Origin of the sequence: Streptomyces sp. NPDC014727 (assembly GCF_043083485.1) — a bacterium.
In the GTDB taxonomy this organism is placed as follows: Bacteria; Actinomycetota; Actinomycetes; order Streptomycetales; family Streptomycetaceae; genus Streptomyces.
Genome location: NZ_JBIBYR010000035.1, coordinates 1 through 17,757, shown reverse-complemented (window position 1 = coordinate 17,757; position 17,757 = coordinate 1). Strand labels below are relative to the sequence as shown.

Genomic DNA, 17,757 nt, shown 5'->3' with positions numbered 1-17,757 from the left:
TGTTCAGGCTGCCGACGGAATGCCTCCACCGGAGGCAGGAACACCGCCGAGAACAAGCCCACCGTGGTGCCGGTGAGGGGAGTCGGCCGCAGATCCGCCGTTGTCCGCGGCCGGGACGGCACTGACCGCGAGGAGGGCGGGCGCGGGGCGCGGAACGGCGCCGTCCACCCCCGCATCCGCACCCACGCTTCCAGGGCGTCCTCAGGCCCGGCCGCCGAGCCACTGGTGGATGGCGAGTGCGGTGGTACGAGCGTGTTCCTCCAGCATGGTGAAGTGGTCACCTGGCACGGTGACCTCGGCGTGCGGCAGGATCCAGTCCGGAGCGGGGTCGGCGCCGGGAAGTGGGTCCCGGGCCCGTACGTACAGCGTGGGACAGGCGAGCGGCGCGGGTTTCCAGTCACTGAAGAGCTCGAAGTACCCGGCCATGGCGGTGAGCCGATCGGGACTGGCAGAGGCGAACTCCGCCGCCCGGCGCAGCATGTCCGACGTCATCGCGGAGAGCACCTGGCCCCGGTCGCCGTGACCGGGTGGATAGGTGTCCACCAGGACGACGGCCGCCGGGGCGGCCCCCTCTGACTCCAGACGCTCGGCCACGGCATGGGCCACCCAGCCACCGGCCGACCGCCCCAGCAGTACCGGGGGGCCTTCGGTCGCGGCTGCGCGGACGGCGGTTGCCTGGGCGGTGATGAGAGCGTCCAGTGTGGCGGGCAGAACCTCTCCGGGCTCGAACCCCGGGTGACGCACTGCGGAAACCGGCCGCAGCCCTCGCAGCCGAGCACCGAGGCGCGCGTACTCCTGCGGTCCGGACAGCGCGCTGAGCGCAGGGGAGCAGACCAGCCGGGCCCCCGCACCGCCCGCCGCGAGCACGACGGGTTCGTGCGTCGCACCGGGCGCCCCGCTCCTGTCGAAGACCGGGCGGAGGCGCGCCGCGATGGTCAGGAGCACCATGCCGTCCCAGCTCTGTCCCTGGGCGCATGCGGCACGAAAGAGCGCGCCCAGGGAGTCCGGAGATCCCCCGGCGTGCGGTGCGTCGGCGGCCTGTACCCGGGCGTCCGACGGACCGCACGCCCCGCCCCCCGCACCGTAGTCCGCCGGTCGGCCGGAGGAGCCCGGAGCGCCGGCGGCCTCGGGCCGTGCCGGACCGTCGGACGCGGGGCCCGTTGGAGGCGCCTCGGCGGCATACCGGCGCGTCAGCTCGGTGGCGAGCGCGCGCGGCGTCGGGAAGTCGAACAGCAGCGTGGACGGCAGTGCCAGCCCCGTCCACGCCGCGAGCTCATTGCGCAGATCGACCGCGGCCAGGGAGTCCAGCCCAAGGTCCGCCAGCAGGGTGTCCTCGTCGATCTCGCTCGTCCCCTCCCCGTGGCCCAGGACGCGGGCCGCCAGGGTCCGCACCTGTGTGAGCAGCACCCCGCCCCTCTCTCCGGGGGAAGTGGTCGCCAGGGCCCGACCGGTTCGGTCCCCGCCGTCGGCGACGGCGGCAGCGGGGACGACGGCGGCAGCGGGGACGGCGGAGGTTCGGAGGCGGTTCGCCGCCGGCTCGCCGCTGCGGAGAGCGGCCGGGGCGAGGCGGGCCGCCACCACCACGGGTTCGTCCCCGGCCACGGCGGCGTCGAAGAGGGCCAGGCCTTCCTCCGGTCCGAGCGGGCCGAACCCGGAGCGGGCCATCCGCCGCAGGTCCGCGTCGCCGAGGTGCGCCATCATCCCGTCGTCCTGTTGCCACGGGCCCCAGACGAGCGATGTCCCGGGCAGGCCGAGCCGCCCGCGGTGTCGCGCCAAGGCATCCAGCACGCAGTTGGCCGCGGCGTAGTTGGCCTGGCCGGCGGAGCCGAAGGTACCCGCCACCGAGGAGAACAGCGCGAACACGGCCAGGTCGTGTCCCCGGGTCAGTTCGTGCAGAGCGAGAGCGGCGTCCGCCTTGGGGCGCAGCACCCGCCTCAGGCGGTCGGGGGTGAGCGCCGCGACGACGCCGTCGTCCAGCACCCCCGCGGTGTGCACGACGCCGGCCAGCGGGTGGGCCGCCGGTACGGTGTCGAGCAGGGCGGCGAGCGCGGTCCGGTCCGCGACGTCACAGGCGTGCAGGGCCACCTGGGCGCCCGCCGCACGCAGCTCCGCGACGAGTTCCCGGGCCCCCGGGGCGTCCGGCCCGCGCCGGCCGGCGAGCAGCAGGTGGCGGACGCCGTGGGCGGTGACCAGGTGCCGGGCCACCAGCATGCCCAGGGAGCCGGTGCCGCCTGTGACCAGGACGGTGCCCTCCGGGTCGAGTCGCCGCCGCTCGCGCGGCTTCGGTGCCGTCTCGGCCAGTCGCACCAGCTCCGGTACGTACACCGTCCCCCGGCGCACGGCCGCCTCCGGCGCCGAGGCGGCCAGCAGGGCGGGCAGGGCACTCCAGGAATCGGGGTGTTCGTCCACGTCGATCAGGGCGAAGCGGCCGGGGTTCTCCCGCAGGGCCGAGCGGACCAGCCCCCACACCGGTGTGTGCGACGGTACGCACGCCGTTTCGCCGGACGGGCCGTCGGGGTCGCGATCGGCGCCCTCCGCGGGGAGACCGTCGTCGGCCGCGGTGACGGCACCGGACGTCACGAGGACGAGACGGGAGCGGGACAGGTGCGCTTCGGCGAGCCATTCCTGCACGAGCCCCAGCGCCCAGCTCGCCGTCCGCAGCAACCCGGCGGCCCGGTCCTGCCCGCCACCGGTCGTGTCCGGCGGCGGGCATGCCACGACGACGGCCGACGATGCGTCGCACGCCGCCGGGCCGGGGTACACCGGGATGCCGGAACCCGGGGGCGCGAGGGCGTCCACCAGCCGTGTGCCCGCCGTGCCCAGAACCCCCCAGCGGGGCATGGCCGCGGGTACGGGCGGCTCGGTCAGCGGTATCCAGTCCGTCCGGTGGAGAGCACCGGTGACCGCGTCCGGCGTCGTCGAGCCGGTACGTGGCAGAGGCCGGAGCGTCACCGAACGGACCGTCGCCACCAAGGAGCCCGTCTCGTCGCTCAGTTCCACCCCGGCCTGCCCGTCGGGCCCGGGGGCCATCCGCACCCGCAGACGCTGGACGCCGGTGGCGTGCACGCGCACTCCGCTGAAGGCGAACGGCAGGGACAACCCACCGCCCGCCGGATCCGCCGACCTGGAATCGTTCGTGACCAGGCTGTCCAGGGCCCGGGCGTGCAGTGCCGCGTCGAACAGCGCGGGATGCAGGAGGAATCCGGGGCCGTCCGCCTCCGGGTGCGGGGTCCGGGCCGCCTCGGGCAGCGCGACATCGGCGTACAGCTCGTCCCCGTGCCTCCAGGCGGTGCGCATGCCCCGGAAGGCGGGGCCGTAACCCAGCCCGTCAGCGGCCAGTCGCTCGTACGGTCCGGTCCCCGGACCGCCGTCGTGCAGCGGCACCGCCGCCTCCGGCGGCCAGGAGGCGGCCGGCCGGGACGCGCCGTCGGCCTTGGCGGCGGCCGCTCCCGCTTCCGCGGGCTCCAGTGCCGGCGCGAGAGTGCCGACGGCATTCCGGAGCCAGGGCCCGTCACCCGCCGGATTGTGCGGCCGGGAGTGGAAGAGCACGGCCCGCCGTCCCGCGTCGTCCGCCCCCGCCACCTTCACCTTCACCTGCAAGTCGACGGCACCGTCCGGGGGCAAGTGCAGCGGCGCGGTCAGGACGAGCTCGTCCAGGACGGGCGTGCACGCCAACTCGCCCGCGTGCAGGGCCATTTCGACGAAGGCGGTCGCCGGCAGCAGGGCCTCCCCGCCCACCACGTGGTCGGCGAGCCACGGCTGGTCGCGCACCGAGAGCAACCCGCTCAGCAGCACCCCGTCGTCGTCGGCCGTGCGGGTGTCCGACCGCAGGAACGGGTGGGTGGGCTCGGCCGCCGGGGACACCGGCGGAAGCCCCGGGTCGGCCTCCAGCCAGTACCGGCGGCGCTGGAAGGCGTACGTGGGCAGCGCGACGCGCCGACCGCCGCGCCCGGCGAGGACGGCCCGCCAGTCGACCGGCACGCCGTGGGCGTGCAGCGCGGCCAGCGTGTCCAGCAGGGCGTCCGCTTCCGGTCGTGTCCCGCGCAGTGTCGGCAGGACCAGCGGTGCCGGGCCCCGCTTGCCGCCGCCCGCTTCGCCCGTGTCCGGGTCGGCCGGGGCCGGTCCGGACGAGGCGAGGCAATCTCGTACCAGGCCGGTGAGCACCCCGTCCGGCCCCAGTTCGACGTAGTGTGCCGCGCCTCGCTCACCCAGGTAGGCCACCGAATCGGCGAACCGGACCGGACGGCGGACATGGTCCACCCAGAACTCCGGTGTGCACAGCTCCTCATCGGTGGCCGCCCGGCCCTGCACGGCGCTGATCAGGGGCAGCTTCGGCGCGGCGAAGGACAGCCGCCGGACCACGTCCGCGAAGTCGGCCAGCATGGGCTCCATCCGGGCGGAGTGGAAGGCATGGGTGACCCGCAGGGGCGTCGCCGAACGGCCCCGCTCGCGGAAGTGTGCGACGGCCTCGCGTACCGCTGCCTCGTCGCCGGAGACGACCACCGAGGCGGGTCCGTTGAACGCGGCGATCTCCACCGCGCACCCGGTCTCGGCGAGGTGGGCGGCCACTTCGTCCGCCCCGGCGGCCACGGCCGCCATCGCGCCGCCCGGAGGCAGCGCGTCCATCAGCCGGCCCCGGGCCGCCACCAGTGTGCAGGCGTCCGCGAGCGACAACACCCCGGCGACATGTGCCGCCGTCACCTCGCCCACCGAGTGCCCGGCCACCAGGCCGGGGCGCACCCCCCAGGCCTCGAACTGCCGGAACAGGGCCGTCTCCAGGGCGAAGAGCGCCGGCTGCGCGAACCGGGTCGTGTGCAGCAGCGCGCCCGTCTGCGTACCGGGCCCGGCGAACATGACGTCCCGCAGGGGCACCGGCAGCAGCGCGTCGAGCAGGGCGCAGGACTCGTCCAACGAACGGGCGAAGGCCGGATGCAGATCCCGCGACTCGTACAGTTCACGGCCCATGCCGGCGCGCTGGCTGCCCTGGCCGGTGAACAGCAGGGCCGACGGGCCGTGGTGGCGGGACGTGCCCGTGTGCACGCCGGGCCGGCCGTCGTCCTCCGCCACGGCCCGCAGGGAGCCGAGCAGTTCGGCACGGTCCCGGGCCACCACCACGGCCCGGTGCTCGAAGGCGGTACGCGTGGTGGCGAGCGAGTACCCGATGTCCACCAGGGACGCGTCGGGGGCGGCGACCACATGGTCGTGCAGGCGTCGCGCCTGGGCCCGCAGCCCCGGCACATTCCTGGCCGACACCGGAAAGGCCACCGCGGCCCGTCCGGGACGTGCCGCACTGTCCAGCACCGCCCCGGACCCGACGCGGCCGCTTGCGGCCCCGCCGTCCGCCGCGGCATTCGGCGGTGCGATCTGCCCGACGCCCGGCGGCTCTTCGAGCACCACATGGGCGTTGGTGCCACTGATGCCGAACGAGGACACCCCCACCCGGCGCCGACGGTCTGTCGCAGGCCACTCCACCGCCCGGGTCAGCAGCGCGATCCGGCCCGTCGACCAGTCGACACGCAGGGTCGGCTCGTCGGCGTGCAGCGTACGCGGCAGCACCTCGTGCCGCATCGCCTGCACCATTTTGATCACGCCGGCCACTCCGGCGGCGGCCTGGGTGTGACCGATGTTCGACTTCACCGAGCCCAGCCGGAGGGGACGTTGCCGCGCCTGCCGCCCGTACGTCGCGAAGAAGGCCTCCGCCTCGATGACGTCCCCCAGCCGGGTGCCGGTGCCGTGCGCCTCCACCGCGTCGATGTCCCCGGGATTCAGCCCCGCGTCCACGAGCGCCTGCCGGATCACCCGCTGCTGCGCCGGTCCGTGCGGTGCGGTCAGCCCGTTGCTCGCCCCGTCCTGGTTCACCGCCGAGCCGCGCACCACGGCCAGTACCGGAAGCCCGGCGCGGCGCGCCTCGGACAACCGGCTCAGCAACAGCATTCCGGCGCCCTCGGCCCACCCGGTGCCGTCGGCGGACGCGCCGAACGCCTTGCAGCGGCCGTCCGGAGCCAGCGCCCGCTGGCGACTGAACTCCACGAACGACGAGGGCCCCGACATCACCGTGGCGCCGCCGGCCAACGCGAAGGCACAGTCACCCCGGCGCAGCGCCTGGGCCGCCAGGTGCAGGGCCACCAGGGAAGAGGAACACGCCGTGTCCACGGTGATGGCCGGGCCTTCGAGACCGAAGGTGTAGGCGATACGCCCCGAGGCGACGCTTCCGGCGTTGCCGAGGCCGAGGTACCCCTCGACCTGCTCGGGCGTCCTTGTCAGGTGGCGGGCGTAGTCGCTGTACATCAGCCCGACGTACACCCCGGTCGCCGAGCCGCGCAGGGTGCCGGGGACGAGACCGGCGTGCTCGAAGGCCTCCCACGCCACTTCGAGCAGCAGCCGGTGCTGCGGGTCCATGGCCAACGCCTCGCGGGGGGAGATCCCGAAGAAGCCGGGGTCGAAGCGGTCCGCAGCGGAGAGGAAACCGCCTTCGCGCACATACGTCCGTCCGGGCCGCCCGGGGTCCGGGTCGTACAGTGACCGGGTGTCCCAGCCCCGGTCGGTGGGGAAGGGACCGATGGCGTCCCTCCCGTCGGCCACCAGCCGCCACAGGTCCTCGGGAGAGGTCACGTCTCCGGGATAGCGGCATGCCATCCCCACGATCACCACAGGGTCGTCGTCCGACCGGGCCGCACTCCGGTGCACGGACCCGGCGCCGGCCGGCGCGGCGGCGTGCTGTTCCCCGAGGTGGGCGGCGAGCGCGGCGGCCGTGGGAAAGTCGAAGGCGACGGCCTCGGAGAGCGGCAGGCCGGTCACCGCCGACAACCGCTCCCGCAGCACCGTCGCCGTCAGGGAGTCCATGCCCAGGTCCCGCAGTGCCGTGCTCGGCTCCACTGCCTGAGCCGTAGAGCCGAGTACGGCCGCCACCTCGCCCTGCACCAGGGCCAGCAGGTCCCTTGACGGCTTCCCAGCGGCCTCCGCGCCCAGCGCCCTCGCCGGCCGGCCGGCGAGATCCCGCCGCAGGATCTTCCCGGAGGTGGTACGGGGAATGTCCGCCACCTCGAACAGCTCGACGGGCACTTTGGAGCCGGACAGTTCCGCACGACAGGCGGCGAGGAGGCGCCCCCGGTCCAACCCGCCGCCACCGGGCTCGGCGACCAGATAGCCGACCGGCACCTCGCCGAAGACGAGGTGCGGCCGTCCGGCCACGGCGGCGTCCGCCACCCCCGGCAGCCGCCGCAGCACCGCCTCCACTTCCGAAGGGTGGATGTTCACCCCGCCGCGAATGATCAGATCACTGGCCCGGCCGATGATCGACAGTCCACCGAAGCCATCGATGCTGGCCAGATCACCCGTGCGGAACCAGCCCTCGCGCAGTACTTCCGCGGTGGCCTCCGGCCTCCCGTGGTAACCGGCCATGACCCCGGGCCCATTGACCCACAACTCGCCCTCGCCCGTGTCCCGGCCGTCGGCGCCCCCGCCGACCCGGACCCGGGTGCCGGGCAGCACCCTGCCGCACGTCCCGGACACCGTCGCCCCGTCCGGCGCCGACATGGTCACCGGGCCCGCCTCCGTGCTGCCGTAGTGCTCCAGATAAGGAACGCGACAGAGCGCCTCGAAGGACTCGCGGAACCCGGGCCCCGCCGCGGCGCCACCACTGACGCAGCCCCGCAGCGCGGGGGCGCCGAGCCCGCCGCTGTCATGGCCGCTCTCCTCGCCCCGGACCGCGTCGAGCAGCGCCGAATACGTGGTCGGGACCCCGCCGAGCAGAGTGAACGAGGCGTTCTCACACCGCAGTTCGCCGAGCACACCCGCCACCGAGAACCGGGGCAGCAGCATCGCGCTCGCCCCCACCGCGGTCACCCCGAGGAAGCACACGATCTGGCTCATCGCGTGATGGAGGGGCAACGGCCACAGCACGCGGTCCCGTTCGGACAGGCCCAGGACACCCACGAGCCCCGCCGCGATCGGTGCGAGGCGGTTGCGCTGGGTGGACAGGACGCCCTTGGGTGTGCCGGAGGAGCCCGAGGTGTAGAGCAGCCAGGCCACTTCGTCCAGCGTGAGATCGTCCCGGGCCGGCGTCCGCGGCGCCGTACCCGCCAACTCCTCGTACCGCAGAACGCGGCCCGCGACCGCGGCGGACCGGCTCCCGGCTCTGTCGGCCTCGTCCGCCGGTTCCTCGAAGTCCGCCCCCGAAGGCGAGTACACGGCCTCGTCCTCGTCGCCGCCTTCGGCCACCACCACGGTCAGCCCGGGGCGGAGCGTCAGCGTTTGCCGCCGCGTCAGGCAGGCGCCATCGGTGATGAGTACCCGTGCCCCGCTGTCGTCCAGCAAGCGGGCCAGCTCCTGCTCCGAGTTCCCGGGGTCCAGAGGTACGCCCACGCCGCTCGCCCGGGTGACGGCGAGCAGGCTCTCGACCGCCTCGACCCGGTTGCCGAGCAGTACGGCCACCCGGTCACCGCGCGCCAGGCCGAGTCCTGCCAGATGGCCGGCCAGCCGTGCGGTCCTCCGTTCCAGCTCGCGGTAGGTCACACGCCTGAGCCGGTCCTGGAAACAGACCTTGTCCCCGAGGTGCCGGGCGTGTTGCCCGAGGAGTTCCGGCAGTGGTTTGACGATGTCGGCGTGCGTACCCAACGCATGACCTCCCTGAGACGACCCGTCGTTGAGGACGACGGCACGGTTCCCCGGGTTGCCTCCCGGCGGGGATGGCCGATCCGACCGCGAAGGCGGCGGCCGGATCCGCGGCATCACCATCGAACAGCCGCACGTGACATGCGTGCTCGCCAGGGCCGAAACGATCGAGAACAGGCCGCAGCACTGGTGGCCGGCGCACTCGTCCGGCTCGTCGCGTGATCGGCAAGACGCTACCCAGGGCGTAGTAATTTGGTGACAAACAATGATCTGTTCCGTCGACTGCTCGCACCAAGAAGTGGTCTCATTTGGTGAGTCTGCGGTAGCAGATGAGGGTGCAGGCAATGCTGGTGAAGGCCAGGAAGTGGTCGGCCTTACGCTCGTAGCCGCGGTGGAGTCGGCGGCATCCGGCAAGCCATGCCACGGACCTCTCGACAACCCAGCGGTGGCGGCCCAAGTGAGTGGAGGGCTCGACGCCCCGTCGGGCCAGGCGATGCGTGATGCCCCGGCTGCGGAGCCATTGCCGCAGGTGCCGGTAGTCGTAGCCCTTGTCGCCATGCAACTTGCCGGGCTCGCGACGCCGCGGTCCCCTGCGGGAACGGATTGATGGTATGCCCCTCACGAGCGGCTGAAGACCCTGGCTGTCGTGCATGTTTGCACCCGAAATACCAATGGACAGCGGCAGACCGGTGCGCTCGGTGATCAAGTGGGTCTTCGACCCGTACTTGCCGCGATCTACAGGATTCGGACCTGTCAGGTCCACCTCTTCATCGCCCGCATGTTCACCGAGTCGATCGCGCACCGCGACCAGTCCAGTTGCCCGCGCGAGCCGAGCTCGTCCAGCACCAGGCGATGCAGCTTGGCCCAGACCCGGGCCTTCGACCACTCGCTGAAGCGCCGGTGGGCCGTCGGCCCCGAAGGCCCGAACGACGGAGGCAATTGCTTCCAGGTACAGCCAGAAGTGGCCACGAAGATGATCGCTGCCAACACCTCCCGATCGCCGTATCGCCGCCGGCCACCACCCTGTGGCCGCGCCGGAGCAGGCGGCACTACCCGTTCGAACAGCTCCCACAACTCATCTGGCACCAACCGCTCAACGATCCCCACGACCGCAGACTACCGAACGCCCCAAATGAGATGACGCCTTAGCCTTCGTGAAGGCCGCGTTCGTCTGCCCCGCCCAGGCGGCGAGGACACGGATGTCCGACCAGCCGCGCATCGGGCCCGGCAGTCGGCCGATGCGTCCGCGCCGGCCGAGGGCACGGCCGCCGAGGCTCGCCACCTTCTGCGCGGCGCCGAGCAGTCTTGGGGAGTCGAGGACAGTGGCGGCGGCCTTCATCGCCAGTGCCTCGGCGGTGGGGGACGCCAGTCGGCGCGCCCCTGCTCGACGACTTCGGCCCGCAGGTGGGCCGGCACCTCAGGGATACCGATCTTCACAGGGCAGGCGTCGTAGCAGGCGCCGCACAGGGTGGAGGCGAACGGGAGGAAGACAGCGTTCTCGACGCCGACGAGCTGCGGGGTGAGCACCCGCGTCGTACGCCTCGAAGGTCCGCGCGAAGCGCTCCACCAGGGGGACGGCTTCCGGGCGGTAGCCGGTGTTGAAGTGCATCTGCCCGCAGCAGGTCTGCTCCAGGGGGAAGTCCACCGTGTGGCCGAGGCGTTCGAGGACGGTGACCACGGCCCAGCCGGTGCCGGGGAAGAGGGTGCCGTTGAAGCAGGTGAGGAACAGGGCGACGCGCATCAGTCGACCACCCTGGGGGTCGGCACGTCGGCGGGGAGCAGTCCGCGTTCTTTGAGCTCCGACCAGAGCGCGTCCGGGACCGGGTGGGCGAGCATGGCGCCGGCATCGCGGGCCTCGGCAGCGCTGCGGAGGCCGACGAGGACGCTGGCGACCGACGGGTGACCGAACGGGAAGCGGAGCGCGGCGGCACGCAGCGGCACCCCGTGGCGCTCGCACGCCGCTTTGAGGTCCAGCGCCCGGGAGAGCAGGTCGAGGGGTGCCGCCGCGTAGTCGAAGGTGGCCCCGGGCCGGGGGTCGGCGAGCAAGCCGGAGTTGAACGCGCCCCCGATGACGACGCCGACGCCACGCTCGGCGGCGAGCGGCAGCAGTTCAGTGAGACCGCCCTGGTCGAGGAGCGTGTAGCGGCCGGCCAGGAGGACTGCGTCGATGTCGGCCTCGCGGACGAATCGGGCGAGCAGCTCGGCCTGGTTCATGCCGACGCCGATCGCGCCGACGATCCCCTCGTCCCGCATCCGCGCGAGCTCCGGGTAGGCGTGGTCGAGGGCCTGTACGGCATGGTCGTCGGGGTCGTGGAGGTAGACGACATCGATCCGGTCCGTGCCGAGCCGCTGCAGACTGTCCTCGATCGACCGGCGCACGCCGTGGGCGCTGAAGTCCCAGCGGCGACGGTGGCTGGCGGGCACGGCGAAACCGTTCGCGAGGTCGTCTCCCGTGGCCTTCGGGGTCGGGACCAGGGTGCGGCCGACCTTCGTGGAGACGACGTACTCGCTCCGCGGCCGGGAGCTCAGTGCTGCTCCAAGGCGCCGCTCGGACAGGCCGAGGCCGTAGTGCGGGGCCGTGTCGAAGTAGCGTACGCCCGCCTCCCAGGCGGCATGGACGGCCTGCTCGGCCTCGGCGTCGGTCACGGCCGTGAACAGATTTCCGATCCCGGCGGCGCCGAAAGCGAGTTCGCCGATCCGTACGGTGCTGCGGCCGAGCGGGTTCAGCAGTGGGGTCACGGCGTGGGCTCCGGTCGCAGGCGCAGGCCCGCCATGCCGCCGTCGACGGCGAGGGCGGTACCGGTCACCGAGGCGGCGGCCGGCGAGGCGATGTAGACGATGGCGGCGGCCACCTCCTGTGCGGTGACCAGACGGCCGGTGGGCTGGCGGGCGTTGAGGGCGGCGCGTTCGGCGGCCGGGTCCGGTGCGGCGTCGAGCAGGCGGCCGACCCAGGGGGTGTCGACGGTGCCGGGGATGACGCAGTTGACCCGGATGCCCTCGCGGACGTGGTCAGCGGCCATGGCGAGGGTGAGGGACAGCACGGCGCCCTTGCTGGCCGAGTACAGCGCGCGCTGCGGCAGTCCGGCGGTGGCGGCGATGGAGCAGGTGTTGACGACCGCCGCGTGGTCCGAGGCGCGCAGGTACGGAAGGGCGGCGCGAGTGGTGCGGACGATCCCGAGCACGTTGACGTCCAGGACGCGGTGCCACTGCTCGTCGGGGTTGTCCTCGACGGTACCGGCGGCCCCGATGCCGGCGTTGTTGACCAGGATGTCGATGCAGCCGAGCGCTTCAGCGGCCGCCTGCACCGCGGCGCGGATCGAGTGGTCGTCGGAGACGTCGGCGGTGAAGCCGCGCAGCGGAGCGAGCACGGTGCTCGGGTCGAGGTCGAGGACGGCGACGTCCGCGCCCCGCTCGGCGAGCAGCGTGGCGGTGGCCAGGCCGATGCCGGACGCGCCGCCGGTGACGAGGGCGGTGAGGCCGTGGAGTTCGGTGGTCATGCACGAGCCTCCGGGTTCGACGCTGCCGGGTCGGCGGCCCAGAAGGCTCCGTCGGGGTAGCGGTAGGTGTCGAGGCTCGACTGCCTCATGGTGGCGGAGAAGCCGGGCTCGGCGGGCGCCCGGTAGTGGCCTCGGTCGATCACGACCGGGTCGAGGAAGTGCTGGTGGAGGTGGTCGACGTACTCGATGACCCGGTCTTCCGTAGTACCGGAGAGGGCCACATAGTCGAACATCGACAGATGCTGAACGAGTTCACACAGTCCCACTCCGCCGGCGTGCGGGCAGACCGGCACTCCGAACTTGGCTGCGAGCAGCAGGATCGCGAGGTTCTCGTTGACGCCGGCCACGCGGGCGGAGTCCAGCTGGAGGAAGTCGATCGCGCCGGCCTGGAGCAGCTGCTTGAAGACGATCCGGTTCTGCACGTGCTCGCCGGTGGCAACCTTGACGGGGTGGACGCCGCGCCGGACGGCGGCGTGGCCGAGGATGTCGTCGGGGCTGGTGGGCTCCTCGATCCAGTACGGGTCGAACTCGGCAAGCGCGTTCGTCCACTCGATCGCCTGGCCGACATTCCACCGCTGGTTGGCGTCGACGGCCACCCTGATGTCCTGTCCCACCGCCGCACGGGCGGTGCGGCAGCGGCGGATGTCGTCGTCGAGGTCGGCCCCGACCTTGAGCTTGATCTGGGTGAAGCCGTCCGCGACGGCCTCCCGGGCGAGGCGGGTCAGCTTCTCGTCGGAGTAGCCGAGCCAGCCTGGTGAGGTGGTGTACGCGGGGTAGCCTCGCCGCCGCAGGTCGGCGGCGCGATCGGCGGCGCCCTGCCTGCCCTTGGCCAGCAGCTCCAGCGCCTCATCGGGAGTAAGCGCGTCCGTGAGGTACCGGAAGTCGACCTGGGAGACCAGCCATGCGGGTTCGGCGTCGGCGAGCAACTGCCACAGCGGCTTGCCCTCGCGCTTGGCGGCAAGGTCCCAGACCGCGTTGACGACGGCGCCGATCGCCATGTGCATCACGCCCTTCTCAGGGCCGAGCCAGCGCAGCTGGCTGTCACCGGTCAGGTCGCGGTACAGGACGCCGGGGTCGGCGCACAGCTCCTCGACCGACCGTCCGACGACGTACGGGCCCAGGGCGTCGATCGCGGCGACCTGGACGTCGTTGCCGCGGCCGATGGTGAAGGTGAAGCCGTGGCCCTCGTGACCGTCCGCCGCGGAGGTGCGCAGGACGAGGTAGGCGGCGGAGTAGTCGGGGTCCGGGTTCATCGCGTCGGACCCGTCGAGCTCCCGTGAGGTGGGAAAGCGGATGTCGTAGGTCTCGACGGCGGTGATCCGCGCCGTGGTGTCGGACAACTCGATGCCTTTCACGCGTTGATGAACGTCTGGCGCTGGGTGCCGAGACCGTCGATGGACAACTCGACGGTGTCGCCCGCGCACAGATAGGGGGTGCCGGGCAGGCCGAGGGCCACGCCGGCCGGGGTGCCGGTGTTGATGACGTCGCCGGGGCGCAGCACCATGTACTGGCTCAGGTACCAGACGAGGTACGCGACGTCGAAGATCATGTTCTTGGTGTGGCCGTGCTGACGCGTCTCGCCGTTGACGGCCAGGCGCAGCCCGAGGGTCTGCGGGTCGCCCGCCTCGTCGGGGGTGACGAGCCAGGGGCCGAGAGGGTTGAACGTCTCGCAGGACTTGCCGAGGTCCCACTGGGCGGAGAACTCCAGCTGGAACTCCCGCTCGGACACGTCGTTGCTGATCGCGTATCCGGCGATGTGGCCGGAGGCTTCCTCCGGGCCGGTCAGATAACGGGCCTCGCGGCCGATGACGACCGCGAGCTCGACCTCCCAGTCCGTCTTGGCCGAGCCGCGCGGGATCAGCACCTCGTCGTACGGGCCGACCACGGTGGAGGGGTCCTTCATGAAGACGACGGGCCGCGGGGGGACGGCCGCACCGGTCTCCTCGGCGTGGTCACGGTAGTTGAGGCCGACGCAGACCACCTTGCCGGGCCGGGCCACAGGGGCGCCAACCCGCAGTCCGGCGATGTCGAGCACGGGCAGTGCGCCGGCCGCGCGGGCCTCGTCGATCCGGCCGCCCGGGCCACCGGCGAGGAAGTCCCCGTCGATGTCCGCGGTCAGGGGCCGCAGGTCCAGCGCGGTCCCGTCCTGGAGGAGCACCGCCGGAATCTCCCGTCCGGGGTCTCCGATGCGGATCAGCTTCATGTCCCGTCTCCTGTCATCGCGCGGGGGCGCACCCCTGGGGTCAACACATCCGATGAATCGGCGGTGGCTCGACCATACGAGTGAGAGCCACTCCACCGCAATAAGACATCCGATGTTTCTCACTGAAGGGCATGCCCATCAAATCCGTCGCCGGGCCCTTCAAACCGTCCCGAGAGGATGGATTAACGGGCATCTGAGACATGGTTACGCCCACCTCTCCCCCACCCGCCGGGAGCGCGCACCCATCCACGCGCTCAAGTCATCCGATGATTCGCGATCGGAGGCCCGTCGCGTGCCCGGACACACCTGTAAATGGCCGCCGCGCCCCCGACTGTGGGGAGGCACGGCGGGGTTGGGAAGGTGCGGGTCCCCGTGTAAGGGAGGACCCTCAGCCGGCAGGCGAGAAGACGAAGGTGAACTCGCTCGGACGGGCCTGGAGCCGGTGCGGGGGCAGCGGGGCCGGGCCGCAGGACGCCGAGCCGATGCCGTGTTGGCCGTGGTCGAGGTTGACCCACACCGTCCCGCCCGGAACGAGGTCGGCGCGGTGGCGGGCGGCGTCGAGCTCCTCCGTGGTCCAGCGCCGGGCGGTGAACCAGAACTCGGGGTCGCCCTCGACGCGGAGCTCGCCGAGCTCCACCCAGCGGACGTCGGCCCGGGCGCCGTTCTCCTGCGGGCGGACGTAGGGGGTCTGGAGGCCGTCCACGGTGGACTGCCAGCGCCCGACGGCGGACGCCTCGCGGCTGTCCGGATAGGCCTCGCCGGGGCCGCCGCCGAACCAGCGCACGGCGTCGGCCGCGTCGAGCCCGAAGCGGACGCCCAGCCGGGGCAGGGGAACGGTCCACTCGCCTTCGGGCTCGACCGAGACGGTCAGCCCGAGCCGGGTGCCGTCGGAGGTCCACCGGTAGGCGACGGCCAGCCCCACGTCCCTGGCGGCCGGGGCCACCCGGGTGCGGACGGTCAGCGCGTCCTCGCTCACCTCGACGCCGTCCAGGCGGTGCCGCATCCGGTGCAGACCGAGCTTTCGCCACTCCTGTCCCAGGAGCGTCTCCGGCATCCAGGCGGCGCCCTCGTCGTTGTCGGTGGTGGCCCGCCACACGTCCAGGCGCAGGCCGGTCACCGCCACCGGGCCGATACGGCGCAGAGCGCCGGTGCGGCCGTCGAACTCGGCCGGCCCCAGGGTGATCAGCCTGCCCTCCGTGGCCGGAGCGGCGCTCCGCACCACGGAGGCGACGGCCCCCGGGGAGACCTGAGCCTGCCCCCAGGCCACGACGTGCCCCCGTTCGGCCCACGGAGTGTCCTCGGCGAGCGCCGCGCGGACCGTCCAGCCCGTCTCCGCTCCGGCCCGGGCGGCGGGCGGCGCCGGCAGCTTCACCTCGGCCGACTCGCCCGCCGCGAGCGCGGGCACCGGCAGGTCCCCCGCGGCGACCGGCTCTCCGTCGGCGTGGAACTCCCAGGCGAACGCCAGCGCGGACAGGTCGGCGAAGTCCTGCTTGTTGGTGATCCGGGCCGTACCGTCCGCACGCACCTCCAGGCCGACCGGCTCGATCACCTTGGCGTACTCGACGAGACCGGGCGACGGGGTGCGGTCGGGGAAGAGCAGGCCGTCGCAGACGAAGGCCCCGTCGTGCAGCTCCTCGCCGAAGTCGCCGCCGTAGGCGTATCCCAGCTCGGGGTGGCGGATGCCGTGGTCGATCCACTCCCAGACGAAACCGCCCTGGAGTCGCCCGTACGTCTCGAACAGGCGCTGGTAGTCCCGGAGGCCGCCCGGCCCGTTGCCCATGGCGTGGGCGTACTCGCAGAGGATGAAGGGGAGTTCGCGCCGCTTGCGGGTTCCGCCGTCCTCGCGGCGGCCGATCTTCTCGACCTCGTCCTGAAAGGCATACATCCGCGAGTACATGTCGGTGTCGCGGCAGTCGGGGTCGCCCTCGTAGTGCAGGAGACGGGAGGGGTCCCGGTCGCGGATCCACTCGGCCATCGCCGTGAGGCCGCGGCCGGTGCCGGACTCGTTGCCGAGGGACCAGATCAGTACGGACGGATGGTTCTTGTCCCGTTCGACCATCCGGGCGGCGCGGTCGAGCAGGGCGGGGGTCCATCGGTCGTCGTCGACGGGGTTGTCCCGCCAACCCTGCTCGACGAAGCCGTGGGTCTCCAGGTCGCACTCGTCCACGACATAGAGGCCGTACTCGTCGCACAGGTCCAGGAAGGCCGGGTGAGGCGGGTAATGGGAGGTGCGCACGGCGTTGACGTTGTGCCGCTTCATCAGCAGCACGTCCCGGAGCATCGTCTCCGGGTCCAGCGCACGGCCCCGCTCCGGATGCCACTCGTGGCGGTTGACCCCCTTGAAGAGCACCGGCCTGCCGTTGACCTTGATGAGGCCGTCCGCGAGCTCCACCGTCCGGAATCCGATCCGGATCGGCACCTGCTCGCCCGCGGTGGCGAGGACTCCGTCGTACAGGCGGGGGGTCTCCGCCGTCCAGGGCAGTACGGGGAGCGTGACCGCGCTTCCCGTGGCGATGTCGAGGCCGAGTTCGGGCACGGTGACCCGACCCGGGACGTCGGAGTCGACGCGGAGGGTGCCGTCACCCGTCACATGGTCGTACGAGGCGTGCACAAAGAAGTCCCGCACGCCGTCGGCCGGACGGTGCAGCAGGGTCACGCCACGGAAGATGCCCGGCAGCCACCACTGGTCCTGGTCCTCCAGGTACGAGCCCGCCGACCACTGATGGACCCGGACGGCGACGACGTTCCGGCCGGTCCTCAGCAGGTGGCCCACAACGAACTCGTGGGCGATGCGGGAGCCCTTGAAGTCGCCCAGCTCCGTGCCGTTCAGCCACACCCTGGCACACGACTCCACACCGTCGAAGCGCAGCACGGCGTCGCCGTCGGCGGGCCAGTCGGCCGGGAGGTCGAAGCTCCTCAGGTGGTCGCCCGTCGGGTTCTCGCTCGGGACCCGCGGTGGGTCGACCGGGAACGGGTAGAGGGAGTTCGTATAGGCCGGCGTCCCGTGGCCCTGGAGGACCCAGTGCCCCGGGACGGTGATCCCGACCCAGTCCGATGCGTCGTACGCGGGCTCGGCGAAGGTGTCGTCGTGGGCGTCGGCGCTGTCGGAGAGCCGGAAGCGCCAGGTGCCGTCGAGCGACAGCGACCGGGCGTCGGAGGCCGCGTACCACGCGCGCGGGGCGAGTGCGCCGGTGCCCGGTGAGGGGTCCTCGATGTAGTCGAAGGCCGTCGTGCTGTCGGTGGTGCGAAGGGACATCGTTCTCCTGGCTCAGCCCTTGGTCCGTCTCGGTTCCGCGCGTTCGCGGGCCCTGGGGTGGGGGGGGGGGGGGCCCCCCCCCCCCCCGGGGGGGGGTGGGGGGGGGGGGGGGGGGGGGCGGGGGCGGGGGGGGGGTGTGGGGCCCCGCTCGCAAACCCATGGGCGGCCGGCTGGGGGCCCGGGTCGGG

General features: G+C 72.9%; 8 protein-coding genes. All 8 read right to left on the bottom strand.

The features are described from left to right. Positions 1-201: 201 nt before the first annotated feature. Entirely contained in the window at positions 202-8,616 is an 8,415-nt protein-coding gene (locus tag ACF1B9_RS33485; protein ID WP_391745272.1) for a type I polyketide synthase, read from the bottom strand. Positions 8,617-8,917: 301 nt separating this feature from the next. Then, positions 8,918-9,714, bottom strand: a protein-coding gene (locus ACF1B9_RS33480) for an IS5 family transposase (protein ID WP_391745330.1) whose coding sequence is annotated in 2 segments (ribosomal slippage) — positions 8,918-9,373 and positions 9,376-9,714 — 795 coding nt in all. Because the reading frame shifts where the segments join, the coding sequence is not laid out codon by codon here. A gap of 316 nt (positions 9,715-10,030) precedes the next feature. Then, positions 10,031-10,354 (bottom strand): heterodisulfide reductase-related iron-sulfur binding cluster, encoded by a 324-nt coding sequence (locus ACF1B9_RS33475; RefSeq protein WP_391745271.1) that lies wholly within the window; start codon positions 10,352-10,354, stop codon positions 10,031-10,033. Next, positions 10,354-11,352, bottom strand: a complete 999-nt coding sequence (locus ACF1B9_RS33470) for an aldo/keto reductase (RefSeq protein ID WP_391745269.1) — start codon at positions 11,350-11,352, stop codon at positions 10,354-10,356. The genes ACF1B9_RS33475 and ACF1B9_RS33470 overlap by 1 nt, the downstream gene beginning before the upstream one ends. After that, positions 11,349-12,110: an SDR family NAD(P)-dependent oxidoreductase gene (locus ACF1B9_RS33465; protein WP_391745268.1), complete on the bottom strand. Its 762-nt coding sequence runs from the start codon at positions 12,108-12,110 to the stop codon at positions 11,349-11,351. Before ACF1B9_RS33465 ends, ACF1B9_RS33470 begins: the two co-directional genes overlap by 4 nt. Beyond that, positions 12,107-13,450: an L-fuconate dehydratase gene (locus ACF1B9_RS33460; RefSeq protein WP_391745329.1), complete on the bottom strand. Its 1,344-nt coding sequence runs from the start codon at positions 13,448-13,450 to the stop codon at positions 12,107-12,109. The genes ACF1B9_RS33465 and ACF1B9_RS33460 overlap by 4 nt, the downstream gene beginning before the upstream one ends. Positions 13,451-13,461: 11 nt before the next feature. Continuing rightward, positions 13,462-14,313 (bottom strand): fumarylacetoacetate hydrolase family protein, encoded by an 852-nt coding sequence (locus ACF1B9_RS33455; protein ID WP_391745266.1) that lies wholly within the window; start codon positions 14,311-14,313, stop codon positions 13,462-13,464. A 388-nt stretch (positions 14,314-14,701) separates the two neighbouring features. After that, a complete protein-coding gene (locus ACF1B9_RS33450; protein ID WP_391745264.1) occupies positions 14,702-17,569 on the bottom strand; it encodes a glycoside hydrolase family 2 TIM barrel-domain containing protein in 2,868 nt (955 codons plus the stop codon). Positions 17,570-17,757 lie beyond the last annotated feature (188 nt).

What these genes read in the sequence shown, in the direction of transcription:
- ACF1B9_RS33465 (WP_391745268.1), bottom strand. Translation starts at nt 12,110, where the DNA reads ATGACCACCGAACTCCACGGCCTCACCGCCCTCGTCACCGGCGGCGCG.
- ACF1B9_RS33450 (WP_391745264.1), bottom strand. Translation starts at nt 17,569, where the DNA reads ATGTCCCTTCGCACCACCGACAGCACGACGGCCTTCGACTACATCGAG.
- ACF1B9_RS33455 (WP_391745266.1), bottom strand. Translation starts at nt 14,313, where the DNA reads ATGAAGCTGATCCGCATCGGAGACCCCGGACGGGAGATTCCGGCGGTG.
- ACF1B9_RS33475 (WP_391745271.1), bottom strand. Translation starts at nt 10,354, where the DNA reads ATGCGCGTCGCCCTGTTCCTCACCTGCTTCAACGGCACCCTCTTCCCC.